21 protein-coding genes are annotated in these 24,350 nt (G+C 49.1%); 15 read left to right on the top strand and 6 right to left on the bottom strand.

Going from position 1 to position 24,350, the window contains the following annotated elements:
- Position 1 precedes the first annotated feature (1 nt).
- A complete protein-coding gene (locus COV52_00740; GenBank protein ID PIR12071.1) occupies positions 2 to 637 on the bottom strand; it encodes a hypothetical protein in 636 nt (211 codons plus the stop codon).
- A gap of 429 nt (positions 638 to 1,066) precedes the next feature.
- Between COV52_00740 and COV52_00735 the strand changes: the two genes are divergently transcribed.
- The 8 genes from COV52_00735 (at position 1,067) to COV52_00700 (ending at position 10,015) form a co-directional block, all read left to right on the top strand.
- Positions 1,067 to 3,436, top strand: a complete 2,370-nt coding sequence (locus COV52_00735) for a peptidase (GenBank protein ID PIR12070.1) — start codon at positions 1,067 to 1,069, stop codon at positions 3,434 to 3,436.
- A gap of 326 nt (positions 3,437 to 3,762) precedes the next feature.
- Complete coding sequence (locus tag COV52_00730; protein ID PIR12069.1) at positions 3,763 to 4,551, top strand: hypothetical protein; 789 nt, start codon at positions 3,763 to 3,765, stop codon at positions 4,549 to 4,551.
- A 28-nt stretch (positions 4,552 to 4,579) separates the two neighbouring features.
- Positions 4,580 to 5,032 carry a hypothetical protein gene (locus tag COV52_00725; protein PIR12068.1) on the top strand — a complete coding sequence of 151 codons (453 nt, stop codon included), beginning with the start codon at positions 4,580 to 4,582 and terminating at the stop codon, positions 5,030 to 5,032.
- Positions 4,998 to 6,245: a hypothetical protein gene (locus COV52_00720; protein ID PIR12067.1), complete on the top strand. Its 1,248-nt coding sequence runs from the start codon at positions 4,998 to 5,000 to the stop codon at positions 6,243 to 6,245. The genes COV52_00725 and COV52_00720 overlap by 35 nt, the downstream gene beginning before the upstream one ends.
- Positions 6,242 to 6,766 carry a shikimate kinase AroK gene (locus tag COV52_00715; GenBank protein PIR12066.1) on the top strand — a complete coding sequence of 175 codons (525 nt, stop codon included), beginning with the start codon at positions 6,242 to 6,244 and terminating at the stop codon, positions 6,764 to 6,766. The genes COV52_00720 and COV52_00715 overlap by 4 nt, the downstream gene beginning before the upstream one ends.
- A gap of 2 nt (positions 6,767 to 6,768) precedes the next feature.
- Entirely contained in the window at positions 6,769 to 7,785 is a 1,017-nt protein-coding gene (locus COV52_00710) for a uroporphyrinogen decarboxylase (protein PIR12065.1), read from the top strand.
- A gap of 179 nt (positions 7,786 to 7,964) precedes the next feature.
- A complete protein-coding gene (locus COV52_00705; protein PIR12064.1) occupies positions 7,965 to 8,648 on the top strand; it encodes a tRNA (guanosine(46)-N7)-methyltransferase TrmB in 684 nt (227 codons plus the stop codon).
- A 290-nt stretch (positions 8,649 to 8,938) separates the two neighbouring features.
- On the top strand, positions 8,939 to 10,015 hold the full coding sequence (locus tag COV52_00700; protein PIR12063.1) for a hypothetical protein: 1,077 nt from the start codon (positions 8,939 to 8,941) through the stop codon (positions 10,013 to 10,015).
- Between the two features lie 106 nt (positions 10,016 to 10,121).
- Here COV52_00700 and COV52_00695 read toward each other — a convergent pair whose 3' ends face one another.
- Positions 10,122 to 11,519, bottom strand: coding sequence for a flavohemoglobin expression-modulating QEGLA motif protein (locus tag COV52_00695; protein ID PIR12062.1), 1,398 nt, complete (start codon positions 11,517 to 11,519; stop codon positions 10,122 to 10,124).
- A gap of 99 nt (positions 11,520 to 11,618) precedes the next feature.
- On the opposite strand from COV52_00695, the gene COV52_00690 reads away from it, so the two are divergent.
- From COV52_00690 to COV52_00680, 3 genes are all read left to right on the top strand, one after another.
- The gene (locus COV52_00690; GenBank protein PIR12061.1) at positions 11,619 to 13,031 is read left to right on the top strand and encodes a deoxyribodipyrimidine photolyase; all 1,413 of its coding nucleotides are present in this window, start codon (positions 11,619 to 11,621) and stop codon (positions 13,029 to 13,031) included.
- A gap of 67 nt (positions 13,032 to 13,098) precedes the next feature.
- Positions 13,099 to 14,205 (top strand): hypothetical protein, encoded by a 1,107-nt coding sequence (locus COV52_00685; GenBank protein PIR12060.1) that lies wholly within the window; start codon positions 13,099 to 13,101, stop codon positions 14,203 to 14,205.
- 62 nt (positions 14,206 to 14,267) lie between these two features.
- Entirely contained in the window at positions 14,268 to 15,032 is a 765-nt protein-coding gene (locus tag COV52_00680) for a hypothetical protein (GenBank protein ID PIR12059.1), read from the top strand.
- Here the strand turns inward: COV52_00680 and COV52_00675 are convergent.
- The 4 genes from COV52_00675 to COV52_00660 all read right to left on the bottom strand — a co-directional run bounded on the left by COV52_00675 (position 15,018) and on the right by COV52_00660 (position 20,085).
- A complete protein-coding gene (locus COV52_00675; protein ID PIR12058.1) occupies positions 15,018 to 16,253 on the bottom strand; it encodes a sodium:proton antiporter in 1,236 nt (411 codons plus the stop codon). The two genes, COV52_00680 and COV52_00675, sit on opposite strands and share 15 nt — an antisense overlap.
- On the bottom strand, positions 16,253 to 17,536 hold the full coding sequence (locus COV52_00670) for a nitrate ABC transporter ATP-binding protein (protein PIR12092.1): 1,284 nt from the start codon (positions 17,534 to 17,536) through the stop codon (positions 16,253 to 16,255). Before COV52_00670 ends, COV52_00675 begins: the two co-directional genes overlap by 1 nt.
- Positions 17,537 to 17,603: 67 nt before the next feature.
- The gene (locus COV52_00665) at positions 17,604 to 19,343 is read right to left on the bottom strand and encodes a sulfonate ABC transporter permease (protein PIR12057.1); all 1,740 of its coding nucleotides are present in this window, start codon (positions 19,341 to 19,343) and stop codon (positions 17,604 to 17,606) included.
- An 88-nt stretch (positions 19,344 to 19,431) separates the two neighbouring features.
- On the bottom strand, positions 19,432 to 20,085 hold the full coding sequence (locus COV52_00660) for a carboxylesterase (GenBank protein ID PIR12056.1): 654 nt from the start codon (positions 20,083 to 20,085) through the stop codon (positions 19,432 to 19,434).
- 256 nt (positions 20,086 to 20,341) lie between these two features.
- Between COV52_00660 and COV52_00655 the strand changes: the two genes are divergently transcribed.
- Genes COV52_00655 through COV52_00640 form a run of 4 tightly spaced genes read left to right on the top strand, consistent with a single transcriptional unit; the run spans position 20,342 to position 24,166 of the window.
- Positions 20,342 to 20,581 carry a hypothetical protein gene (locus tag COV52_00655; protein PIR12055.1) on the top strand — a complete coding sequence of 80 codons (240 nt, stop codon included), beginning with the start codon at positions 20,342 to 20,344 and terminating at the stop codon, positions 20,579 to 20,581.
- Positions 20,541 to 21,338, top strand: a complete 798-nt coding sequence (dapF, locus tag COV52_00650; GenBank protein ID PIR12054.1) for a diaminopimelate epimerase — start codon at positions 20,541 to 20,543, stop codon at positions 21,336 to 21,338. Before COV52_00655 ends, dapF begins: the two co-directional genes overlap by 41 nt.
- A complete protein-coding gene (locus COV52_00645) occupies positions 21,335 to 22,708 on the top strand; it encodes a Trk system potassium transporter TrkA (GenBank protein PIR12053.1) in 1,374 nt (457 codons plus the stop codon). The genes dapF and COV52_00645 overlap by 4 nt, the downstream gene beginning before the upstream one ends.
- Positions 22,709 to 22,714: 6 nt before the next feature.
- Entirely contained in the window at positions 22,715 to 24,166 is a 1,452-nt protein-coding gene (locus tag COV52_00640) for a potassium transporter (GenBank protein PIR12052.1), read from the top strand.
- Positions 24,167 to 24,350 lie beyond the last annotated feature (184 nt).

Below are 24,350 nucleotides of genomic sequence, written 5' to 3'. Positions count from 1 at the left end.
ATTAGAACCTGTAAACGAGAGACAGCATCGCTTCGACCATGGACGAGCGAGTTTTGAAGCTTGTGCCATTGAGCGTGTAAGATTCTCTTGGGAAACTTGCGTAGCTGATATCGCCTCTTAATGCGAGGTGTTGCGTGAAGCCAGTGGTGCTACCAATACCGATTACAGGCGCAGTTTTGGTGTAGGTCTTGTTGTAGCCGCCTGTGCTAGATTTAAAGGAAGCGTTTTCCACGCCCAAAATCAGATGGAAAAACGTATTTTGGGTTAGCTGATAACCCGGTAACAAGCGAAGGCCGTACTCGTAACGGTTTTTAAAATGTAATGATGGGTCGTATGATCCATAGGAAGAGGCGCTGGTGTTGGCCAAATTAAAGAAGACTTCGCCACCTAAGTTAAAGCGGCGTGCAAAGTGGTGGTTGTAACCTGCGTAGAGGCCAGCGAGTAGGCCGTGACTGCCAAAGTCATCTTGGCCGCCGTTTTCGAAGCGGTTCTCAGCTTTCAGGCTTTGAACACCGAGGCCCATACCGAGGTAAATGGGAGTGTTGTTGGCCGATGGCCTGATTGTGGATGAGCCTGCCATCGCGAAGCCAGGTAATACGATAGCGGTTAAAAGTAGAGATTTAGAAGCTGTTTTCATGGGTTTTGGGTTCCTTTGGTGTGAAAAAATGAGGGCCAATGATTGAATGTTTGCACTTTAAAGTCAAGCAAGCACACGGCTTAATTTGGGGTTGAATTGAGCGTATAAGATTTAGGTTGCGAGCTTGCGCCATCGACCGGATCCGCGATTAGCCGGCCTCCTTTAATAGTTATACTGTCCTGGTCAGTGGAGATGATGATCCCAATGTTCACTTGGGATCGGACAATGTGGATGACTCAAGCCTTCCTCATGAAAAGCAATTTAATCTGCCGATAGACGGGTAACTTTCCATAAGTCCCAGGCGGCATGGATTTTATGCTGGCCGTGGTTCCGAGTTAGGGGTGCGCCCTAGAGCCTCATTGGCTGTCGGGCATTTAAAAAGCGGCTAAAGCCCGCTATACTGCCCGCTTTGATGTGTTGTGACTGGGCATGAAAAAGTTCTTTAAGCGATTATTTTGGGCATGTGTTGCCTTGGCGTTTATCGTCTGTTTGCTCGCAACGGTGTTGCTGGTGTATTTAGAAGCTGGCTTGCCGAATGTTAAAACCTTAAAAGATGTGCAGTTGCAGCAACCTTTGCGTATCTACACCGCGGATGATCAACTCATCGCCGAATATGGCGCTAAGCGTCGCATCCCTGTGACGCTGGATCAAATCCCGAAAATGATGATTGACGCGAGCTTGGCGACCGAAGATGAGCGCTTTTACTCGCACGGCGGTATTGATATTTGGGGCTTGGGTCGCGCGGCTTTGGTGCTGGTGACCACGGGTCGAAAAGCACAGGGTGGCAGTACCATCACCATGCAAGTTGCGCGAAACTACTTTTTAACGCGCAAAAAAACCTATATCCGCAAGCTGCGCGAGATTTTGTTGTCCATGCGCATTAACCATGAACTCTCTAAAGATAAAGTCTTAGAGCTCTATTTTAATAAAATTTTCTATGGAAACCGCGCCTACGGATTGCAAGCCGCGGCTTTTACGTATTACGGTAAGCCGCTCAAGCAGCTCACTGTGCCGCAAATGGCGATGCTGGCAGGCTTGCCTAAAGCGCCATCCACCTTAAACCCTTTATACAATCCGCAGGCGGCTTTGGATCGGCGAAATCACGTGTTAACACGGATGCGTGATCAGGGCTACATCAGCAAAGCAGACTATCAGCAATATGTAAAAGCTCCGCTCACAGCGAGTTATCACGGCCCGCGTGTTGAGGTGAAAGCTCCGTATGTGGCAGCCATGGTGCAAAAAGCGATGGCGGAGAAATACGGCCAAGATGCCTATGAAAAAGGGTTGGATGTTTACACCACGATCAACTCAGCGGATCAGCTGGCGGCCAATCAAGCCGTATTCACAGGTGAGATGCAGTATGATCGACGCCACGGTTACCGTGGTGTGCTAAAAAGTTTTGGAACAAAAGTGCCCGATGATTTAACGGCCTGGCAGGATGCGCTTCAAAAAATTAAAACAGTCAATCGCCTTCAGCCGGCAGTGGTCATTGGCTTGGCTGATCAGTCGGCGACTATCATGTTGGCTAACGGCAAGCTGGAAACAATCCCCTGGGCGGGGTTGTCTTGGGCGCGTAAGCAATACATGAAAAACGGCCAGGAATATTTGGCGCCTAAGCCTAATGCTGCTAGCGATATTTTAGCGCTGGGCGATGTGATTTTTACGTATAAAACCACGCATGGGTGGCTAGCCGAAGTGCCTGCGGCTGAAGCGGTACTGATTGCCATGCACCCTGAAAATGGTGCCATCAAAGCCTTGGTGGGTGGGTTTTCGTATGCCAGTAGCCAGTTTAATCGCGCGACGCAAGCCAATCGTCAACCCGGCTCAAGTTTTAAGCCGTTTATTTATTCAGCGGCTTTGGATAAGGGCTTCACATTGGCTAGCATGTTGAACGATGCGCCGGTGGTACTTGAAGATAACGATCAACTCTGGCGTCCAGAAAATGACACGCGAAAATTTTACGGCATGACGAGCTTGAAAGAAGCACTGATGCAATCACGCAACTTGGTGTCTATCCGCTTGTTACAGTTGATCGGTATTCCGTATGCGATTGACTACGCCACGCGCTTTGGTTTCCAGCGCGATCAACTGCCCAATAGCTTATCGCTGGCGCTGGGTACGGCCTCGGTTACGCCCATGCAAATGCTCACAGGCTATGCCGTGTTTGCTAACGGGGGTTACAAGGTGGTGCCGCATTTGATCGATCATGTCACCATGAATGATACACAAACGATTTATCAAGCGAATTTACCGCAAGCTTGTGAGGCTTGTTTAACCGATGCGCAAGCCACACCGCCAGATAATGTTGCGCCGCAAGTGATCACACCGCAAAATGCCTACTTGATGACTTTGGCCATGCAAGATGTGATCAAACACGGCACGGCGCAAACCGCGCTTAGCTTAAAGCGCGATGATTTGGCGGGTAAAACGGGTACCACAAACGATAAGCGCGATGCTTGGTTTTCAGGGTATAACCATGATCTGGTTGCTACTGCCTGGATGGGGTTTGACTCGCCAAGACCTCTGTATGAATTTGGCAACCAAGCGGCATTGCCGATTTGGATCGACTTTATGGGTAAAGCACTCGATGGCGCGCCTGAGTCGGTGATGCCGGAGCCCCCCGGCTTGGTGCGGGTAAAAATTAACCCGAAAACGGGTGCGCTGGCGGCACCGGGTGAGGCTGACGCGGTGTTTGAAACATTCAGGCAAAATGACGTGCCTGCGCAAAGCAGCGATAGTGTGGCTCCCAGTGCTGATTCTAATCAGGTCAAAGAAACCCTGGAGCAGCAGGTTTATTGACGACGGTTGCTATATTTTATCGCTAACGTCATTGCGAGCGAACGCCAGTGAGCGCGGCAATCTGGCTCATTAACCTGGAGATTGCTTCGTCGCTGCGCTCCTCGCAAAGACGGTTGCTACAAATACGCAGAAAAAGTAGCCTGGGTTGATCCGCCTTTGCTGCGAAGCAGCTACGGCGAGAGATAACCCGGGGGATTGCAACTCACTTGGCATTTCATACAAAGCGACTCTGGCTATTTCCAGAAAAATTCTCTGTAAAAAACTGTTGTTGAAAACTTGCTTCGTTGCTTCATAGTGAAGCTCTTCTTATCTAAAGATTCATCCTGATGTTAATGATATTTGTCGGCGTGTCGCGCGAGGCATTTTCGGTGTTGCTCGTGCGCGATCAGTGCTGTCTGTTAAAAGAGTGCGTTCAGGGCTTTGGCGCCTTGTCGGAATTGTTTGGGCGCATCAATGCGGCTCATCGTTTGGCGCATAAATGCCTGCAGTTTGTGTTTTCGCCTGAAGATTTTTTGGAAGAGCCGTTTTCGGCTGAGGCTTTAGACGAAGCGGCAGAAAAAGCTTGTGCCACGGATTTTCGTCGACGACATAAAAAAGGTTTTGGGTCTTTGGTCTGCGCCTTGCAAAAAGTGAATGGGCAAGGGGCGTCCTACCTTTTGCAAGCCTTGCCAGAGCGATTGCTTTCACGTCTCCTGCTGTTGACACGAAAGCGCTTTCATCGCTTATTTGAAATTAAGGCGTATGCGTCTTGTGACATCGAGCGTGAGTATTTAATTCAACTGGATGATTGGCTGGGCGATACAGCCTGTGTGGTGTTAGCTGAGGATCGTAGCGTTAAAGTGTATTGCTTAGAGCCGCCTCTTTCGCCCAGGTCCTTGGGTGTGTATGAAGGAGAACAAGCTTTGCACGCCGCTTGGCCCTCGATACTCGAAGGCTTTGTGCAAAAGCCACTCTACGGGGTGTGTTTGGCTAGAGAGTCTAGTTTGTTTCCAGCAGACGGTTGTCAGCAACACGTGTTTTATCATTGTGAGCCTGAATATCTAGGCGTGTATCTTGCATACTGTGTGCACTGCAAAGCCAAGCGCTGGGAGGATGGGTGTCTTCAAAATTTTTGAATGATTGGTTTGAGTTGTGGGCAAGGCAATGTGTAAAAAAATATGGCAGGGTTTATGCGGTAATTGCTGCTGTTTTGACTGCAGTGAATGTGGTTTTGCTATGGCATGTCTGGCGGTGCCTGTGAGTAGCCTCGGTGTCATCAGGCAAGTTCGTGCTTTAAAATATTCGGTCTCGGTGTTAGCGCTGCTGGGCTTTTTGCTGATGGTCGTGGCCGGTTTTTTGCCTTCAAAGCAGGTTGTTATAAGCAGTACCCCAAAGCGCTCAGACTATTTAAAGCAGGCGGTGGCCTCAAAACTTCAGTGTTACGGTGTTGTGAAGGATCATGACAAAACTTTTTTGCTGTTGGGTGAAGGATTGCCTGAATCTGTCCTTGTGCCTATCGGCGCCTATTTGGCCCAGGGTGCGAGGTTGGTGAGTGATCAGCATCGATTTCGCTTAGTGGAAGATGAAAAAACTTGGTTTTTACATTGCTTGTCTTAGTTTTTGTTTTGTTGCCTCGCAAGCTTCTGCGGTCTCTTTAGATTTTCAGGCCATACCGGTGGCCAAACTCTTGGAAACCGTGGCTAAAGCTTCAGGTGAGAACGTCATTTTAGACGATGAAGTTAAAGGCAAATTAAGTTTGCACTTGAATAACACCAGTTGGCCACGTGCGCTGCAGGCAATTTTAGTGGCGGCCAATTTGCAGGCTAAGCGTGTGGGGGATAGTTGGGTGATTTCGCCAAGGATCTCTCCTCAGCTTGAGCCTGGCTCGGCGGCATTGAGCACGCATTATATTGCGCTTCGCTACGCCAATGCGAAAAATATGGCCAAAGCTTTGGCTGGCCAGCACATTCTGGGTGAGGGGACGGTGGCCGCTGATGAGCGTGGCAATGCTTTATTGCTAAGAACTAGCGAGGCCGATTTTTCCCGTCTAAAGCCCGTTATTCAGGCGATGGATAGGCCGGTGCAACAGGTGATGATACGTGCGCGAATCGTGAGCATTGATCAGGAAAAAGAATCTGAAATTGGCCTTCGTTTTGGTTTGTCGGGCAAACGATTAAGCGGCACCTTGGCTGGGAGCAATGAGCTGGCAAAACATACGGCCTTGGCTGATGTGCCGCTTAAAGACAGGCTATGGATGGATTTGCCAGCAGCCAACCCTGATGCCGCGCATGTGGGCCTTGCGATGGTCAAGCTTGCGCCAGGTGTGCATCTCGATGCCGAGCTCTCGGCTTTAGCCTCGGATGGTTTTGCCGAGGTCATTTCAAGCCCGAAGGTGGTCACGGCCGACCGCCAAGAGGCAGTGATAGAGTCAGGTCAAGATATTCCCTATCAAGAAAAAGCCGGCGAGGGCGCGACTAGCGTGGCGTTTAAAAAAGCGGTTTTGCGATTAAAAGTCACACCAGACATTATTCCTGGTGGGAAAATTTTGCTACACTTGCACGTTAATCAGGATAAGCCCAGTGCCAAAGAAGTGCAGGGTGTACCAGCGATCGATACCCGAAGCGTCCAAACTCAAGTGTTGGTCCGCGATGGCCAAACGGTGGTTTTGGGCGGTATCTATGAGCATGTACACAGTGAGCAAATTGAACGAGTGCCGTTTTTGTCCGATATGCCGCTGGTGGGAAAATTATTTCAATATCGTAAGCGGCAAGACACACACCAAGAACTCTTGGTTTTTGTGACACCACAAGAGGTTAAACAAGCGCTATGAGAAACAAAGCGAGTATATTTTTAGTCGGCCCGAGCGGGGCGGGCAAAAGCACGATCGGCCTGGAGCTAGCCGAGGCCTTGAAGATGGAATTTTATGACACCGATCAGGTGATCGAAAGCCGCACTGGTGTGAGTATTAGCTGGATTTATGATGTGGAAGGCGAAGAAGGATTTCACAAGCGCCAGACAGAGGTGCTCAGAGAGCTGGTGGAAAAACCCAATTGCGTATTGGCCACGGGTGGCGATGTGGTCTTGAAAACCGAAAACCGCAATCTCTTGGCGGGCCGTGGTTTGGTGGTGTATTTAACCGCCTCCATCGATCAACAGCTTGAGCGCACTCAGCGCAAAGATCACCGTCCTTTGCTTCAGGTCGACGACGTTGAGGGCAAGCTTGAAGAAATGAAAGCCGATCGTGAGCCTTTATATGAAGAAATTGCTGATGTCACCTTTGATACGGCGGGGCATTCTGTGCGAGCTGTCACGCGAAAAATCATGCAGCACCTTGAAGAACAAGGATATTAATCATGGACTGTCGCTTTATTAATGCGTTGTTACGCAAGTCGGTAGACGTTACGCCAGTGTGGTTGATGCGACAAGCTGGGCGCTATTTGCCCGAGTATCGCAAAACGCGTGAGCAAGCGGGTAACTTCATGGCGCTTTGCCAAAACCCGGAGTTGGCCTGTGAAGTGACCTTGCAGCCTTTGCGCCGTTTTGATTTGGATGCGGCGATTTTATTTTCCGATATTTTAACGATCCCAGATGCCATGGGCTTGGGCTTGTATTTTTCTGAAGGTGAAGGCCCGAAGTTTGAGCGACCTGTCCAAACCGCCAAGGTGATTGAGACTTTGCGGGTGCCTGATCCTCACGAAAGCTTATCGTACGTGATGGAGGCGGTAAAAACCATCCGCCGTGAAATGCCGGCAAACCTGCCATTGATCGGCTTTTCCGGCAGCCCTTGGACCTTGGCGTGCTATATGGTTGAAGGCGGTGCAAGTAAAACGTTTCAAACCATTAAAACCTTAATTTATCGTGAGCCTGAGCTTGCGCATACCTTGTTATCTACGCTGGCTGATGCGGTGACTGCCTATTTACTGGCGCAAATTGAAGCTGGTGTGCAAGTGGTGCAAATTTTCGATACCTGGGGCGGCGTGCTCACCGAGCCTGCGTTCGAAGCCTTTTCTTTGCAATACATTCGAAAGATTGTGCAGGCGATGAGCGTGCCGACCATCGTGTTTACCAAAGGTGGCGGTGCTTGGCTCGAGAAAATTGCGGCGACCGGTTGCCAAGGGGTCGGCGTGGACTGGATGACGGACATTGGGCGCGCGCGTGAGCGCGTGGGCGATCATGTGGCCTTGCAGGGTAATTTAGACCCTGTGATTTTGTTCAGCGATGAAAAAGCCATTCGCGCCGAAGTGAAAAGAATCATGGATGAATTTGGTGATCACCCGGGCCATGTGTTTAATTTGGGCCACGGCATTTTACCAGGCACGCCGCCAGAGCACGTATCCGTTTTGATTGATGCGGTGAAAACCCATCGTTAAAAATTTTTTTCTAGGCTAAATTGTGCTGGACTTGGCGAGGGATTTTCTTTGTCGGGGCTTGCAGAGGCATGGATGCCGTCGCAGAGCGGCCAGGATGGCGAAAATCGTCCCCGACAAAGAAAAGCCGGAGGCAAGTAAAAGCGTCAAGGGGCAGGGTTAAAAATAACAGTGGTAATAGCATGACACAAAAAACCTTTCGCAAAATACAAAGCTTCGTGCGCCGTGAGGGCCGCATGACCCCCTCGCAAACGCGTGCGCTGGATGAGCTTTGGTCAACCTACGGTTTGAATTTAGACGATGGTTTGCTTAATGTTGAATCGCTCTTCGGGGAGAAGAAACCGCTGGTGCTAGAAATTGGTTTTGGCATGGGCGAAGGTTTGTTGCAATATGCGCAGCAAGAGCCCGATAAGCTTTTTATTGGCATAGAGGTGCACAGGCCGGGCGTGGGCTCTTTGCTAAATAATGCTGCGAAAGCCAGCGTTAACAATCTGCGCGTGTTTAAAGAGGATGCCATCGAGGTGTTAACGCGTTGTATTCCCGATGCAAGCTTATCGCGTTTGCAGTTGTTTTTCCCAGATCCTTGGCATAAAAAACGCCATCATAAGCGTCGTATCGTCAGCCCAGCTTTTTTGGCGCTTGTTGCTCAAAAACTGCAGGTGGATGGCGTGTTGCACATGGCCACTGACTGGGCTAATTACGCCGAGCATATGTTAGAAGTCACCAAGGCTTGTGATCAGTTTGAAAATCTTTCGGCCAGTCATGATTATATCGCCCGCCCAGACTCACGTCCTTTGACTAAGTTCGAACAACGCGGTCTTCGTTTGGGGCACAAGGTGTTTGATTTGCAATTCGCGAAAAAATGATTCGCCTGACCCTACACTTCGGCCTGGTTTTCAAGCTAAGCCGTAAGGTCGATCTAGTATTGTTGTTCGTTCGGGATCTCTTTCTTTTTTTCGTGCATTGAGGAGACTAAGGTGGGTTTGAGTGAGCGCTCAAGGGGCTTGGCCGAAGGTTTTTCTTGCGCGGGGCCTCTGGAGGCAAGGATGCCGTAAGGGAGCGGCCATGGATGGCGAAAAGCGTCCCTGCGCAAGAGAAACCTTGAGGCTAAGAAACCGAGGAGCGCGTTTAAGCAGTTGAAGGCGTGCTTTTGTGTATGAGTAGAGTTTTTGCAATCGCTGCCAATGCCCGTTACTATCACTTTTTTCAAAGGAATATGAATCTCATGCGCATCATTGCAGTTATTGTCACTTTGGGGTTTTTCGTGCTGGCTTTTGCGAGTGCAACACCGGCCAAACCGCCGTTCCCCGTGTTTGTTCAATCGCTCAAGCAACGTTTAGAGCACGATGGCTTTTCGGCGCATTTGGTGAATGAAGCCTTTGAGGGGGTGCGTTATTACCACCGCACGGTGTATAAGTCCAAACATCAGCCGGAGGTGAAGCTAACATTGCAAGGGTATTTGAAGCACATGATGGTGCCAGGGCGTATCAGCGCAGGTTATGAATACATGCAACAGCATGCCGCGCTGCTCAAGCAAGTTGAGGCGCGTTACCATGTTCAGGGTAAATACGTGGTGGCTCTATTGGGTTTGGAGTCAAGCTATGGTCGTGTGGAAGGAAAATTCCCCGAGATTTCGACACTAGCCACGTTGATTTACGATTCGCCGCGCTCGACGTATTTTTACAAAGAATTACGCTATGCCTTGAAAATTGTTCAGCGTGGCGATGTGGATTTCAAAGACCTTAAGGGTTCTTGGGCCGGTGCGATGGGTCAGCCGCAGTTTATGCCCACGCATTATTATGACTATGCCGTGGATTTTAATCACGACGGTAAAAAAGATATCTGGCACAGCACGCCGGATGTGTTGGGTTCGATTGCCTATTCTTTGCATCGTTACGGCTGGGAATATAAGAAGCCGATCGTGATGCCGGTGCGCTTTAAATCACACGTGCCGTACTCCTTGCTTGGCACGCGCCATCACTTCCCGCTGGCGTTTTGGTTGCAGCGCGGTCTTGTGGCTGATCAGGATGTGTCGGCTTACAAGCGTGAGCAAGTGTCTGTGGTAAAGCTCGGCGATCAGTTTTTTATGTTGTTTAAAAATTACAAAGTGTTGTATGCCTGGAATCACTCGATTTATTATGTGATCACGGTCAAGCACTTGGCGAATGTGATCAGCTTGCCTAAGGCGCAAGTGAGCGAGTATTTGGAAAGTCATTATCATGAAAAACTTTAGGGTCTGTTTACAATTGGTGCGGGATGACCGCAATGGGCTTCGCTTGTGCCGGTTAGACTATTCGCGTTTCGCTTTATTTAAGAGAGCTGCAGTTGCAGCTCTTTTTTTATTCCCGCAATAAGCTTTTAAAGTCACCTTCCATCTTGCGCATGCTCAAGCTCGATAAGCTGGTTGAATACGCTGCCCAAGCTGCTAAGGCGGCGGGGTCGGTGAATTGTGGTGGTACATAACGCGGTGCAATCACCAAGCCATCTTCGTGCATATCCACAATCGTGTTTAAATTTTCCAGGGTGGTTTTGCCGGCAAACAGCATGGGGATAATATCAAACTGCCCTTTTTGGAAGGCTAATCGCAAAAAATTATAAATCGAGATAAAGCCTTTTGTGTACGCTAAATCTTTAGTGAAGGGTTTGCCGTTAGCTGTACTGCCTCTAAAAATACGGGCTGTATTGTTGTAGGCTTCGTGCTCGTCGTGAGCGTGTTCCATAAAGTAGTTAAATACTTCAATAAAGTCCGCGCCGTTTTGTGCCATGTCAGTGGCGATAACACGGTTGTTGATGCGTGCAACGCGAGACGGGTAGCACGACAATGATAAAACTTCAACAATGATCGCAAGCCCTTCTTGGGTGATAGTCGCAGAGGGCGTGCCTTTACTGAGGAAAGTACAAATCGGTTGCTCCAAGCCGTTTAAGGTGGTGCCCAAATGCACCCAGCCTTCGTGTACTTCCAGTTGGCGAATGTTTCTATCGCTGAATCGTACTTTCGAATTCATTTTAATTTGCTCAGCACCGGCGGCGGCATCGGCGACGATATCTGAGCTCGCGGACACTTTGATACGATGTTCGTGCGCATGAAAATAGTGACGAAGCTTGGTTTGCATAATGGCAGCCGCTTCTTTCGCGCTGTAGCGTTTGTCATCACGCTTGTTTTTCGCCTGTCCGGCGATGTTTTCTAAGGTTTCGGCGATATTGGCCGCAATGTCGCGCAGTTTTGGCGCACCTGCGTATAGCGCATCACTCGTTGAGCCATAAAGGTGTGAAGAATATAAGCCAAAATCCGGCGTGCCGCGGCTTTTTAGCATTTTCAAAACAGAAACGTACTCTTGGCACATGGCTTGCATCATGCGGCTTGCGCTACAAAATTGGCCGAGCTGCGAGCGAATTTTCGCTTCAATGTGTTCAAATTCCCCAATTTTTTCGTCAAAGTTATAAGCGATTTTTTTCTTTTTGTAATAGGCGGCGTTCACTTTTGGCAATTTTTTAAACTTGGACTTAAAGAAGGTGCGTCTAACATCATCTTCCCAGCGAATGGCTTCTAAAATACGGATGGGGCGCTGTGCTCTGACAATGCGATCAGAGAGTTTTCGGATAATTTTTTGCTCTTTGGTGAGCAACTTGCCATTGATGCGCACTCCATCAATTGGGATTTTCTTGATCGGTTTGGGTAGGGACGTTTTTATTTGCTTAATGGTACTTTTAGTCGTCGTTTTAGCTTTTCTGAGCATGATCAATCCCTTCATGATTCGGATACTACGACGTTAGCGGATATTACACGCTTTAACAAGTGTATGTTATAGTTTCAGCGAAAGCGTAAGGAGTGTTTTGTGTCGTCCATCATTGTTTGGTTTCGCAGGGATTTGCGTCTGGTTGATCATGCAGCCTTGCAGTATGCAGCGAGCAGCGGTTTGAGCGTGCTACCACTCTATATTTATGATGAAAGTGATCAGGGTGAGGCGCAAAATTGGTGGTTGCACCATAGCTTAACGACGCTTGAGAACACTTTAGCTAAGCGAGGTGTGCAGCTTATCTTGCGCAGCGGCGACCCCAAAACTATTTTTGCCGAGCTCATAAAGTCTCATAAGGTGAATGCGGTGGTGTGGCACCGCGTGTACGAGCCAGCTTGGCTTGAGAAAGACAAGCGTTTAAAAGATTGGCTTATAGAGCAATCGGTCGAGTGTAAGGTTTTTCAGGGGAATTATTTGCATGCACCCGGGCAAGTGCTCAACGGTCAGGGTGAGTATTTTAAAGTGTTTACCCCGTTTTGGCGTGCTCTGCGTCGGCAGATCGTATTGCACCCAGTCAAACGTTTGGGCTCTTTAGCTCAAGCTAAGCCAGCGGCTTCTGAGCTTTTAGACGATTGGAGATTATTGCCCGAAAAACCCAACTGGGCGAAATCCTTTGAGCCACACTGGCAGCCCGGTGAGATCGGCGCTAAAAAAGCGTTTGAGCGTTTTGTGGAAGAGGGTTTGGCCGATTACGCGACAGGGCGTGACATACCGGCTATCCGAGCCACGTCGCATCTGTCGCCGCATCTGCACTTTGGTGAAATCAGTGTGAACCAACTTTGCATTGAGCTATTAGCGCTTTCAAGCGAATCACCACATTTATCCGCTGCGATTGAAAAGTTTTTGTCAGAGATGGGTTGGCGCGAGTTTTCCATGTCGCTGTTGCATTACAACCCGGACTTGCCGAGCAAAAATTTCAAGCCGCTCTTTAATGGTATGGCTTGGTCGAAAAGTGACAAAGCCTTTGAGCAATGGTGTCGTGGTCAAACGGGTTACCCGATTGTGGATGCGGGGATGCGTGAGCTTTGGGTGACAGGCACTATGCATAATCGCGTGCGCATGGTCGTTGCTTCATTTTTAATAAAGCATTTGTTAATCGACTGGCGCCGTGGTGAGCAATGGTTTTGGGATACCTTGCTCGATGCGGATTTAGCGAACAATAGCGCCAGTTGGCAGTGGGTGGCGGGTTGTGGCGCCGATGCTGCGCCGTATTTTCGAATGTTTAACCCGGTACTTCAAGGCGAAAAGTTCGATGCACAGGGTGAGTATGTTCGCCGTTGGGTGCCTGAAATTGCGGATTTACCGAATAAATACGTGCATCAACCCTGGGCCGCGTCTGAAAAAATTTTGGAAAGTGCCGGTGTTAAACTGGGAAGAAATTACCCAGAGCCCATGGTGGATCATAAGATGGCGCGAGATCGGGCGTTGGCGGCGTATCAGGCTTTAAAATAGTTGTCTTCATAAAAGGTTAAGCTTTTGGGTGTAAGCTGGTTTCCAGCCATCTCTAAGAGTGACCATAATGAGAAGAATAAAAAAAGTGCTGTTGGCTTGGGATGTTGACGGTACACTCTTGAATTTTTTGAAAGAGACAGCCTCAGAGGCTTGGAATAAGAATCCGAAAGATATTATCTTAGCGCTTGATCTCATGCGCGGGATCGCAGGTTTTTTTGGCGTTAAGCTTCAGTTTGCTAGCATCGTGATCACAAACAAGCAAGGTTTTGATGATCTTTGTATGGAAGTGTGCAAGGGGTTAAAAGAAGAGTTTGAGCGCGGTCGCCCCTCTTGGTTTAATCGGCAAGAAAATAGCGTGCAAATCTGGGTTCCTGATCGTGAGCCTAGAGCCCAGCATGTTTATCACAGCCTGGATCAAAAAGTCGAGAGACCGCTCAAGCATCAGAAAAAATGTTTTAGCTTCGTGCTCACTCAGCACAATAAGGCCTTAAGCGCACTGATCGCAGCGAAAAAGCATGGTGTTGATTCTCGTGACATTATTGCCATTGATGATGATCCTGGTGTTTTGGCGGCGTACAAAGAGCGCGGGATCTTAGGAGTATCGGCGAATGTGTTAAGCCATAAACTGTTTGATCGCGATGGCAATGAACTTGGGCTAAAAACTGAGCGAAAAGCAGAGAAATTGCTAGCTGAGCATGCAGAAGGTCTTGCCGCTCAACACTTTGAGACGATTTTAAACAAATTGGCTGAAGCTGTGTTTGCTAAAACGTTTTCTGATCCTGTTTATCAGCGTTTGGCGTACTTTCAGTATCTTTTGGCGCGTTGCCCTGATCTAGATTTGCGTGAGCGGGCGAAAATTCTCTCGCCAGGTTTAATCGGTAAGGGACGAAGACGAGGTTTGATAGACTGCTACGTATTTCAAGCGATCGCTCGCTTGGAAGATTCTGCTCGTTATAATGAGCTCAAGGAGTTGCTGAATGATTCGAATAGCCTACCGGCCCAGCTGTTGGCCCAGGTCAATGCGCTCAGTGAAAAACAGACCTCAAGGTCTGTGGGGTGCTTGTGTCGACGCCGAGCTAGGATTTCACCAGTATTTTTCACAGAAGAGGGCGAGTTATCCCCTGTTGTGCCCGGAATCATGCGGGATCTTTCTGCGCAGACAGTGCCACAATAGTCTTAATAATTCCTTAAGCATTCGGGTCTAGCATTGGCCCAAAATTCATTGAGGTGATCATTATGTCTGAAGAAACCAAATGTTGTGCGGTATTGCCCCGAGCCGAGGTGGCTCAGCGCGGTATTGCCGTGTCGATTCTTTTGCCGTCGTTAGCTGTAACTTTGGGCGTTTTTACTAACCTTGCCTGGGTTAGCAGCACTGCGGCTTTTTGGTTTATCGCAGGGGTGCTGGTTGGCCAGCTTAGCGAGACGGGTTTTGGCTTATTTAATGGTATTCGCTTGGCAAGAAGTTTGCGCCAAAAAACTCCATCAGGAGGCGAAAGTGCGCCGCTAATACCTCAGGCTGTTGAGCCCCCAAAAGCGGCCAAGGTGCTGATGATGTGCTCAAGTTTTCTCAATGCGCTTGCAAACCTTGCTGGGGCTGTTTTTGTCACCGGGTCTATCGTGACTCACTTTGGCTCGACTCAAGAGCAGCAAGAAAATACGACGATTGATGCGAAAGGCTTTACATCGGTGATGATTGGCATCGCATTAGCTGCCAGCTTGCATGCGGCAGCTTCTGTTATTTCAAATGCGAGCAGGCGACACCATGCGATTCCCAATATTTTTACGGCCTTGTTGTTTTCAGGCGTTGCGGCTTGCGTAGGCGGTGCCATGCTAGGCGGTGCGCCCTTGGTTTTCTGGGGGGCGAGTGCCGGTTGTTTTTTGGGTATGCTAACTGTGGGGCTTGATTGGTGGCTTGCTCATGATCGTGCGCAACAGAACGTTGTTGCAGGTTCTGATAAAGCAGCTGCCACTGCCTCGGTTGCTGCTTCAGCGGCGGCTTAATCGCACCAGCGGCTTGATGGTGGTGCCTTGAACGAGTATCGAGAACACCACCACCGCGTAGGTGAGCGCTAAAATCCAAGAGCGGATCTCACCGGCGGGTAGCGCCAGCGCTAATGCTACGGCGAGACCACCGCGTAAACCACCCCAGCTTAAAATACTGATGGCATAAGGGATTTTTTGTCGCCACGGGCGAAGCGCGGTCATCGGTAAGGCCACCACTAAGTAACGCACGAGTAAAGTCAGCGCAATCACGCAGAGTGAGACGATGATTTTCGTCCAGTCATAGTTCACCACTAAAATTTCAAAACCCAGCAGTAAAAATAACACCGTATTTAAAATCTCGTCGATCATCTCCCAAATGTTTTCCATGTAATGGCGTGACAAAGGCAGCAGGGTTTCGTGGCGGCGAAAGTTCGCCACAAAAATACCCGCGGCCACCATGGCCAATGGCCCTGAGATTTCAATGGATTGGGCCAACGCGTAGGCGGCGATCACCATAATGATCGAGAACATGATCTCTAATTTCATATCGCGCAAAGGGCGCAACAATACGCACAAGATATAACCGAACACAATACCGTAAATTAAGCCGCCAATGGCTTCGCGACAAAATAGCCAGATCACATCGCCAGCATGCACATGTCCGCCGCCAAAGGCTACATGATAGGCCGTGATAAACAAGACAACACCCACGCCATCGTTAAACAAAGCTTCGGCAGATACCGCCGTTTCTAGGTTTTTCGGCGCCCCCACTTGTTTAAAGATGGCTAGCACGGCGATGGGGTCGGTGGGGGAAATTAAGCTGCCGAACAATAAACAATACGCGTAGCCCATGGGCACACCAAAAAGCTGCAGTAAATAATATAAAACGGTGGCGATAATAAACGCTGAAGCAATGGTGCTGACAAAGGCCAAGACGCCAATTTCCAAGCGTTGTTGTTTGAGTTGGGTGAGATCAATGGTCAGGCTGCCGGCAAAGAGCAGCAGGCCTAGCATGAAATTCATCACCAGTTTGTGAAAATCAATATGCGCGACAAACTCTCGCACTTCGTGGTGGTATTCGTGCAGGCCGATGTGATTCAGTAAAGAAATGATAATCGAAACAATGAGTGCGGCGGCCATGGTCGCAATCGTTGTATGCAATTTGATAAAGCGATGGTTGATGTAGGTAATCACCATGGCTATGAATAAAATGATCGCAACCGTGTTGAATAGGCTCATTATTCAGGGTCTTCCAAGCTGAGTTTACCGGTGTTGTCATCGTAGGCGAAAAGCTCCGCGTATCGTCCCCATTCGATCACAATACGTAAGACGCGATCGGCATCGTCATCGCTGAAGTATTCTTCAAGTTCTGCTAAGAAGAATTTTTTTGACACGCGGTGGTTGTAACGTCGCTTTAACGTGGTGACGATATGCTTCACGATTGGGATGTGGTTTAGCAAATGCTTGGCAAACAATTCTTTCTGTTCAAGAATTTCAGACTCGGCGAAAGATTCGCCGGCGCGGGTCAGTTCAATGCGGCCATCGTTGGTTTTAATGAACTGCAAAATGTCCAATACTTCGGTCAAGGAAATTAATTCATCCACGTCGAGCTGTGTGAGCTCAGCCAAGTCAGAGTAACTGATCGCACCCGGTAATTCTTCTTCGGCGATGGTTTCAATTAAGCCTGAAAGCTCCGAGACTTTTGCGTCGGGCACGCGGTAACTGAGGTCAATCTCGGTATGCGCAGAGAGTGTGGCATCAGACGTCGTCATAAGCGTATAAATTTGATGCATGAGCTGACGAAAGCCTGGCGTTTCATCGTCACGCGGGCGTTTTAAATTCACTTTCAGCTCGTGCTTCACACGGCCGGGGTTGGCATCAAAAATTAAAATACGATCCGCCATCAAGATGGCTTCTTCGATATTGTGTGTCACGATTAAGATAGAGCCGAGCTGCGCTTGTTGGTCATCCCATAAATCCAGTAAATCACTGCGAAGGTTGTCCGCGGTGAGTACATCCAGCGCTGAAAAGGGCTCATCCATTAATAACAGGTCGGGGTTCACGACTAAGGCGCGAGCCAAGCCGACACGCTGGCGCATACCGCCGGAGAGTTCTTTGGGAAAGGCGGATTCAAAGCCATCGAGACCGACAATATCAATCGCTTTTAAGGCGCGTTTTCGTCGTTCTTGTTTATCGACGCCCTGGGCTTCAAGGCCTAGCTCCACGTTTTGTAAAACGGTAAGCCAAGGCAGTAGCGCAAAATGTTGGAACACCATGGAGATGCCATTTTGTGGCCCGTCAATCGTTTGGCCGCGGTATTTCACATCGCCACTGGTGGCTTCGATTAAACCTGCCATGATGCGCAGCAAGGTGGATTTGCCTGAACCCGAGCGGCCGACGAGCGCGACAATTTCGCCCTCGCGCATGGTGAAGTTGACATCATCCAAGACTAGCAGCTCTTGTGAGGCATCGCTTCGAAAGAGTTTTTTAACGTTTTTAATTTCGAGTAATGTGTTTGCCATGGTTGTGCCAAGCCCTGTCATTGCGAGCCACGTCGTCGCGTTAGCGACGATGGGCGCGGCAATCTATTTAAAACATTCGGTATCGTTTCTCAGCCAAATTATACAAAGGCTGCCAAACGAGTCGGTTAAATAGTAAAACATATACGCACATAATACCAATGCCCAAAGCAATGCGCGGAAAATCCCCGCTGGTGGTGTAGGTGCTGATGTACGCGCCAAGTCCGGTGGCGCGTAACACATGGTGACCCCAGTTCACCACTTCGGCCACAATGCTCGCATTCCATGCGCCGCCGGCGGCCGTGATTGCACCTGTGACGTAGTAGGGGAAAATACCGGGCAAAATAAACTTGCGCCACCACAGCCAACCCTTCACGCCAAAGTTTTGCGTGACCTGGTAAAGATCTTTCGGCAGTGTACTGGCACCGGCGATGATATTAAATAATAAGTACCATTGCGTGCCTAAAATCATTAAGGGGGTGGTCCAGATATTCACGTTCAAGTGGAAGTGAATAATCGCCATAACCACCACGGGGAAAATGAGATTGGCGGGGAAGGCGGCGAGAAATTGCGCGATGGGTTGGGCAATGTGTGTGGCGCGCGGGCGCATGCCGATCCACACACCCACCGGCACCCAAATCAGCGAGCAGATCACAATCAAAATCGCCACACGCAAGGTCGTGTACACGCCGAGCAATAAGACATGAAACACTTCGTGTGCTGAAAGCGAGTGGAAAATGAAACCGAGCAAGGCAACGACAGCAAGCAGCCCTGAAATGATGACTAGGCTATACCACAACCAGATGGAGATGATCGCTTTGTACGTTTTGGGTCGTTCTAAAACTTCGGGGTCTAGAATTCTGCGCTTTTGACCGAGGTTTAGGTTCACAAACAAGGTGAAGGCTGTTGTGAAGAATTGGCCAATCAGGGTGAGTAATCGTGTCCGTTCCAGAATACTGACAAACAGAGAACTTGGTTTCTCTTCGTCGATACTGGCTTCAAATTTAAACCGATCGGACCAGCGAATCAGTGGACGAAAGAGGATTTGATCATACAGCATGATCACCACGAGCATCGTGACGATAGCGGCAATCACGGCATCGGTGTTGGCTTTTTCGATCGCCACGGCAATGTAGGAGCCGACACCGGGCAATAGAATGGTTTGATGATTGACGGAAATGGCCTCGCACACGGTCACGAAAAACCAGCCGGCTGACATGGAGAGCATCATATTCCAAATAAGGCTTGGCAGCGCAAAAGGAATCTCCACACGCCAGTAACGTTGCCACGCCGAGAGGTGAAACATAGACGCGGCTTCTTTGAGCTCGTGCGGCACATTGCGAAGGCTTTGGTACAGGCCTAGTGTAATGTTCCACACTTGCGCGACGAAAATCGCAAAAATTGCGGCGCACTCAGGCCCTAAAATGCTGTTGGGGAAAAATTTAATAAAGCCCACCACGGTGATAGAAAGAAAACCCAATACAGGCACGGATTGTAAAATATCGATCGCGGGGATGATCAAACGCTCGGCGTGTTTGTTTTTGGCCGCGAGCGTGCCGACAATAAAACTAAACAATAGAGAAATCACCATCGCCAGTATCATGCGAAAAATGGTGCGCAGCGCGTAATAAGGAAGTTGGCTGATACCCAGCGAGATGGGGATTTGCTCGCCGATATGATACGGAGCGGCCATTTGTTGGGCGCCGTAGGCTAGGAGGGCAAAAATCGCGCCGACAATAACCAGCGCCACGCCATCCCAGGCGTTGGGCCGCCAAGTTGAGAGCTGATTGTTACGCCATATGCGCTGCATCACGATACCCCACGCAGAGTGAGGCGCTAGTATAGCGGATCAGCCTGCGGTTTGTCGCCGCCTGCTTTGGATAAAGTTATTTTTGCGCCTATATCTGCCAAGCCCTTAAGCGCTCACGAATATCGCGCACTTCTTGATCCGATACGCTGTGTTCCATGGGATAGCGGTTTAGCGTGGGTGAAAAGCCGGCCTGGTTTAAGGTGTCCATGGTCAGCTCGGCAAAATTGGGTGGTACCACGGCATCGTAATCGCCATGAGCGATGAAAATCGGGGTGTTGAGGTTGGCGTGTGATTTTTCCGCCGCGAGCTGATCGCCCAGGGGCAAATAGCCAGAGAGCGCGAGTATGCCGGCAAGCTTGTGTTCAAACCGTGTACCGGTGTAAAGCACCATGGCCGCGCCTTGCGAAAAACCGGCCAGCACGATGCGTTCTGTTTTAATGCCTTTGTCGACTTCGGCTTGGATTAAGGACCCAACGGTCTGGGCCGAGGCTTTGATGCCGGCTTCATCTTGTTTGGAAAAACGATCCAGGCTGAAAATATCGTACCAAGCGGGCATTTCTATGCCCATATTAAGGGTAACTGGGCGAACAGGTGCATTCGGGAAAATAAAGCGCGTGTTTGGCAGGTTTAGAATTGGCACGATGGGTGCAAAGTCGTTCGCGCTCGCGCCCAGGCCGTGTAACCAGATGATGCTGCTGTCGGCGGTTTGGCTGGGTTCTTTGATGAGGGTGTTGTTATTCATGAATATCAATCTCGAGTTCTGTTTTAATGTTGTTGTGCAACTTGCTCGCCTGCCTACTTGTGTTTAAAAACGCTCATTTCAAGGACGCCATCAACCCATCCCTGGGGGCTCTGGGTTCGGCGTCCTGCCTCACACAGCCTTGAAATGAGCGCTTTCAAACACGGCGGTCAGGCTCTGAAGTGTTCTACAGGGTAATGCATTGGATTATCACGGCTGTGACCACACGTAGCAATGACAATACTTGTTCTTTGCGGGGATGACAAGCCGCTTGATGTTGAAAGGCCCAAGCCGTATCATCTGTGTTTTGCAAGGTAAAACGATGCAACGCGGTTTTCAATTTTTCTGTTTAACGCTAGGTGCGCTTTTATTATCAGCCTGTGGGCAAATGGGTCCTTTGTATTTGCCATCTGAAAAAGCTCCGACGAAACCGATTTCAACCAATACTAAGGCACAGCATGAAACTCACGTTCAGCAAGATGCAAGCGCTGGGCAATGACTTCGTCGTTGTCAATGTGTGCGAGGCCGGCAACGTCTTAACCCCTGAGAATGTCCAGTTCATCGCCGATCGCCATTTTGGTGTGGGTTGCGATCAGTTGCTGGCTTTGGCGCCGGCGAGCGTACCTAAAGCGGATTTTGATTATTGGATTTTCAATGCCGATGGCGGGCGTGTTTACCAATGCGGTAATGGCGCGCGGGCTTTGGCGCATTATGTCTTTGATCGGGGTTTGGTTCAGGGTGACACGGTGAGTTTTTACACCGGCCGCGATCGCTTAACACTGCATAATGAAGGCGATGGTCAATACCGTTTGGTTTTACCTTCGGCCAATGAGTGTGTGATTCCTTATCACGTTAACATCGGTGAGCAAACCTTGGAGGGTAGTTTTATTGATATTGGTAACCCTCATTACGTGATGTTTGTCGAGGATATTCATGCTAAGGGTCATGTCGAAATAGCGCGTCTACTTCAAGCGCACCAACAATTCCCTCACAGCGTGAATGTGGGTTTTGCCTGTGTGCGCAATCGCACGCAAATTGATCTTCGTGTGTTTGAGCGCGGTGCGGGCGAAACCTTGGCTTGCGGCAGTGGTGCGATAGCCTGTGCGCTTGCGGCATTTGAGCAAAATCTTGTCGATGAAAGGGTGGATATTCAACAAGCGGGTGGTAGACTAAGTGTGGATTGCTCGCAATCGCAGGATGCTTTGTATTTAACGGGGCCGGCTAGTTTTGTTTTTGAAGGTACATTGTCCTTATGAAAATTGTCATTCTAGGGGGTAACCAGGTCGGCGGCACATTGGCTGAAAACTTGGTGTTTGAAGGCCATGATGTCACCGTGGTTGATCACAATGATCAACGCCTTAAAAACTTACAATCACGCTTGGATTTAAACACCGTATTAGGTAATGCATCGTATCCCACTGTGTTGAAAAAAGCCGGTGCGGATGATGCTGATATGCTCATCGCCGTGACGAATAACGATGAAGTGAATTTAGTTGCTTGCCAGGTCGCGTATTCTTTGTTTAGTTTACCCACCAAGATCGCACGGATTCGTGCAACCGAATATTTTCGTTATCCCAAACTTTATAGCCGAGAAAATCTGCCGGTCGATGTCTTTATTAGCCCCGAGCAATTGGTCACCAGCAATATTCGCCGTTTGGTCGAGCACCCCGGTGCCTTGCAGGTTTTGGATTTTGCTGAAGGCAAAGTGAAGCTTGTGGCCATCAAGCCGTTTTTTGGTGGGCCCCTGGTCGGTAAAAGTGTGGGTGCTTTGCGTCAAGAGTTGAATCTTGAGGCGCGTGTCGTGGCCGTGTTTCGCCAAAATCGTGCGATCACACCCAAAGGCGATACGGTGTTAGAAGTGGGTGATGAGGTCTTTTTTATTGCCGCCAGCGAACACATTCGTAAAGTGATGTCAGCACTGCGCCGATTAGATAATCCGTACAAGCGTATTCTTATTGCAGGTGGTGGTAACGTTGGCTTAAGTGTGGCACGTGCGCTAGAGCTTAAATACGATATTAAAGTGATCGAACAAAATCGTGATCGTGCGGAGTATATTGCTTCTGAGTTGCAGTCTAGTACCGTGTTGCATGGCGATGCCGTTGATCGTGAGCTTTTACACAACGAAGGCATTGAAAACGTTGATGTGTTTTGTGCGTTGATGCAAGACGATGAAAACAATATTATGTCGTGCATGCTCGCGAAAAAACTCGGTGTGCGCACGGTCATGGCCTTGGTTCAGCGTACGGCCTACGTTGAGCTTGTGGAAAGCAGTGTGGTCGATATTGCCATTTCGCCACAACAAGCAACCATTGGATACATTTTGCGCTACATTCGACGCGGTGACATTGAAAACGTCTATTCTTTGCGCCGCGGTGCGGCCGAAGCCTTGGAGATTGTGGCTCACGGTGACGAAGGTTCGTCTCGCGTGATTGGGCGCACGGTTAAAGAACTCCGTTTGCCGTCTGGTGTCACAGTCGGTGCGATTGTGCGTGGCGAGGAAGTGATTATTGCTTATCGTGATATCAAAATTCAGCCGGAAGATAAAGTCATTTTATTCCTGGCGGACAAGAAACGTGTCAAAGAAGTGGAGCAGTTGTTCCAAGTCAGTTTGGGATTTTTTGGGTAGACCGATATGCAATTTCGCTCTGTGTTTCGTGTTCTGGGTCTTTTGCTGATTTTTTTCAGTATCACGATGCTCGTGCCGATTCCTGTGGGGTACTATTTTAACCAACCTGAAGTTTGGCCCTTTCTTCTAGCCTTCTCCATCACTTTTCTGACAGGTTTGCTGTTGTGGGTGCCCACGCGGGGTGACCGCGCTGAGCTTAAAATTCGTGATGGCTTTTTTATTGTTATTCTTTTCTGGACGGTATTGAGTTTTTTCAGTTGCTTGCCGATTTGGTTGGGCATTCATTTTGAAGTGAATTTTACCGATGCCATTTTTGAGTCGGTCTCAGGCTTTACCACCACGGGCGCGACAGCCATTGCTAATTTGGATCAAGTGCCGGCAGCTTTGTTGTACTATCGACAGCAACTCCAGTTTCTGGGTGGTATGGGGATTATCGTTTTAGCTGTGGCTATTTTGCCGATGTTAGGCGTGGGTGGTATGCAGCTTTACCGTGCGGAAACACCCGGTCCGATGAAAGAAGATAAGATCACGCCGCGTATTACCGAAACGGCCAAGGCGATTTGGGTGTTTTATGTGGGGCTTGTAATACTGTGCAGCTTGGCGTACTGGGCAGCCGGCATGCCGATCTTCGATGCGGTGGAAGAATCCTTTGGTACAATTTCTACCGGCGGTTTTTCGATTCACAATGCGAGCTTTGCTTATTATCACAGTAACTTAATTGATGTGGTTTGTATTATCTTCATGCTGCTGGGCGGCACCAATTTCTCGCTGCATTATTTATCGGTGACACGTGGTTCGATTCGCGTGTATTTGCGTGATGTCGAGTTCCGTTATTACATCGCAATTGCTGCGCTGGTATCGTTTATTGGTCTAGTGGTACTGTCGATTTATCATGTTTATCCCGGTATTTGGAATTCTTTGGTGAAATCCACTTTTGCGGTCGTTTCTGTGATGACCACCACAGGTTTTGTGGATGGTGCGTTTGCAACCTGGCCTTTGTTTATTCCGGTGCTCATTATATTGCTTGGCTTGCTGGGTTCATGCGGCGGCTCAACCAGTGGTGGTATGAAAATGTTGCGCTTTGTATTGCTCAAAAAACAATTGGGTCGTGAGTTGAAACGTTTGATTCACCCGCAAGGTGTGTATGCCGTTAAAATCAATAATCGTGTGGTCCCAGAGCATGTTGTCGAAGCCGTTTGGGCTTTTGTCACAGCTTATATTGCTTTGTTGTTAATCGGGGTTTTATTGATCATGGCCACGGGTTTGGATTTTACCACGGCTTTTGGCTCTATGGCCTCAGCGTTGGGTAACGTGGGTGCGGCCATTGGTCAGTATGCGTATAATATGGCAGATTTAAACAGCTTTTCAAAATGGGTGCTGATTGTGGGCATGCTGGCCGGCCGTTTGGAAATCTTCACACTCTTGGTCATTTTTTCGCGAAGTTTTTGGCAGCGTTGATAACACTCTTGCGCGGTTTTTATTTTCCTGGGTTATCGTCGCTGCCGCTTCTCAACCCAGGCTGCTGCTAATGTCATTGCGAGCGAACGTCAGTGAGCGCGGCAATCTGGCTCATTAGGGCTTGTTTGCAATGGGTTTTTCGAAACGAAAATCAAGATAATCGAGCCAAAAATGAAAAAAATCG

It is taken from the genome of Gammaproteobacteria bacterium CG11_big_fil_rev_8_21_14_0_20_46_22, from assembly GCA_002796245.1.
Lineage (GTDB): Bacteria > Pseudomonadota > Gammaproteobacteria > UBA12402 > UBA12402 > 1-14-0-20-46-22.
The sequence above is the reverse complement of the archived record's forward strand: the minus strand, read 5'-3'. Positions and strand labels throughout refer to the sequence as shown.

Coding starts and splice junctions, on each gene's coding strand:
- COV52_00740 (PIR12071.1), bottom strand. CDS start 637: ATGAAAACAGCTTCTAAATCTCTACTTTTAACCGCTATCGTATTACCT.
- COV52_00735 (PIR12070.1), top strand. CDS start 1,067: ATGAAAAAGTTCTTTAAGCGATTATTTTGGGCATGTGTTGCCTTGGCG.
- COV52_00730 (PIR12069.1), top strand. CDS start 3,763: ATGTTAATGATATTTGTCGGCGTGTCGCGCGAGGCATTTTCGGTGTTG.
- COV52_00725 (PIR12068.1), top strand. CDS start 4,580: ATGTGTAAAAAAATATGGCAGGGTTTATGCGGTAATTGCTGCTGTTTT.
- COV52_00720 (PIR12067.1), top strand. CDS start 4,998: ATGAAAAAACTTGGTTTTTACATTGCTTGTCTTAGTTTTTGTTTTGTT.
- COV52_00715 (PIR12066.1), top strand. CDS start 6,242: ATGAGAAACAAAGCGAGTATATTTTTAGTCGGCCCGAGCGGGGCGGGC.
- COV52_00710 (PIR12065.1), top strand. CDS start 6,769: ATGGACTGTCGCTTTATTAATGCGTTGTTACGCAAGTCGGTAGACGTT.
- COV52_00705 (PIR12064.1), top strand. CDS start 7,965: ATGACACAAAAAACCTTTCGCAAAATACAAAGCTTCGTGCGCCGTGAG.
- COV52_00700 (PIR12063.1), top strand. CDS start 8,939: ATGAGTAGAGTTTTTGCAATCGCTGCCAATGCCCGTTACTATCACTTT.
- COV52_00695 (PIR12062.1), bottom strand. CDS start 11,519: ATGCTCAGAAAAGCTAAAACGACGACTAAAAGTACCATTAAGCAAATA.
- COV52_00685 (PIR12060.1), top strand. CDS start 13,099: ATGAGAAGAATAAAAAAAGTGCTGTTGGCTTGGGATGTTGACGGTACA.
- COV52_00680 (PIR12059.1), top strand. CDS start 14,268: ATGTCTGAAGAAACCAAATGTTGTGCGGTATTGCCCCGAGCCGAGGTG.
- COV52_00675 (PIR12058.1), bottom strand. CDS start 16,253: ATGAGCCTATTCAACACGGTTGCGATCATTTTATTCATAGCCATGGTG.
- COV52_00670 (PIR12092.1), bottom strand. CDS start 17,536: ATGGCAAACACATTACTCGAAATTAAAAACGTTAAAAAACTCTTTCGA.
- COV52_00665 (PIR12057.1), bottom strand. CDS start 19,343: ATGCAGCGCATATGGCGTAACAATCAGCTCTCAACTTGGCGGCCCAAC.
- COV52_00660 (PIR12056.1), bottom strand. CDS start 20,085: ATGAATAACAACACCCTCATCAAAGAACCCAGCCAAACCGCCGACAGC.
- COV52_00655 (PIR12055.1), top strand. CDS start 20,342: ATGACAAGCCGCTTGATGTTGAAAGGCCCAAGCCGTATCATCTGTGTT.
- dapF (PIR12054.1), top strand. CDS start 20,541: ATGAAACTCACGTTCAGCAAGATGCAAGCGCTGGGCAATGACTTCGTC.
- COV52_00645 (PIR12053.1), top strand. CDS start 21,335: ATGAAAATTGTCATTCTAGGGGGTAACCAGGTCGGCGGCACATTGGCT.
- COV52_00640 (PIR12052.1), top strand. CDS start 22,715: ATGCAATTTCGCTCTGTGTTTCGTGTTCTGGGTCTTTTGCTGATTTTT.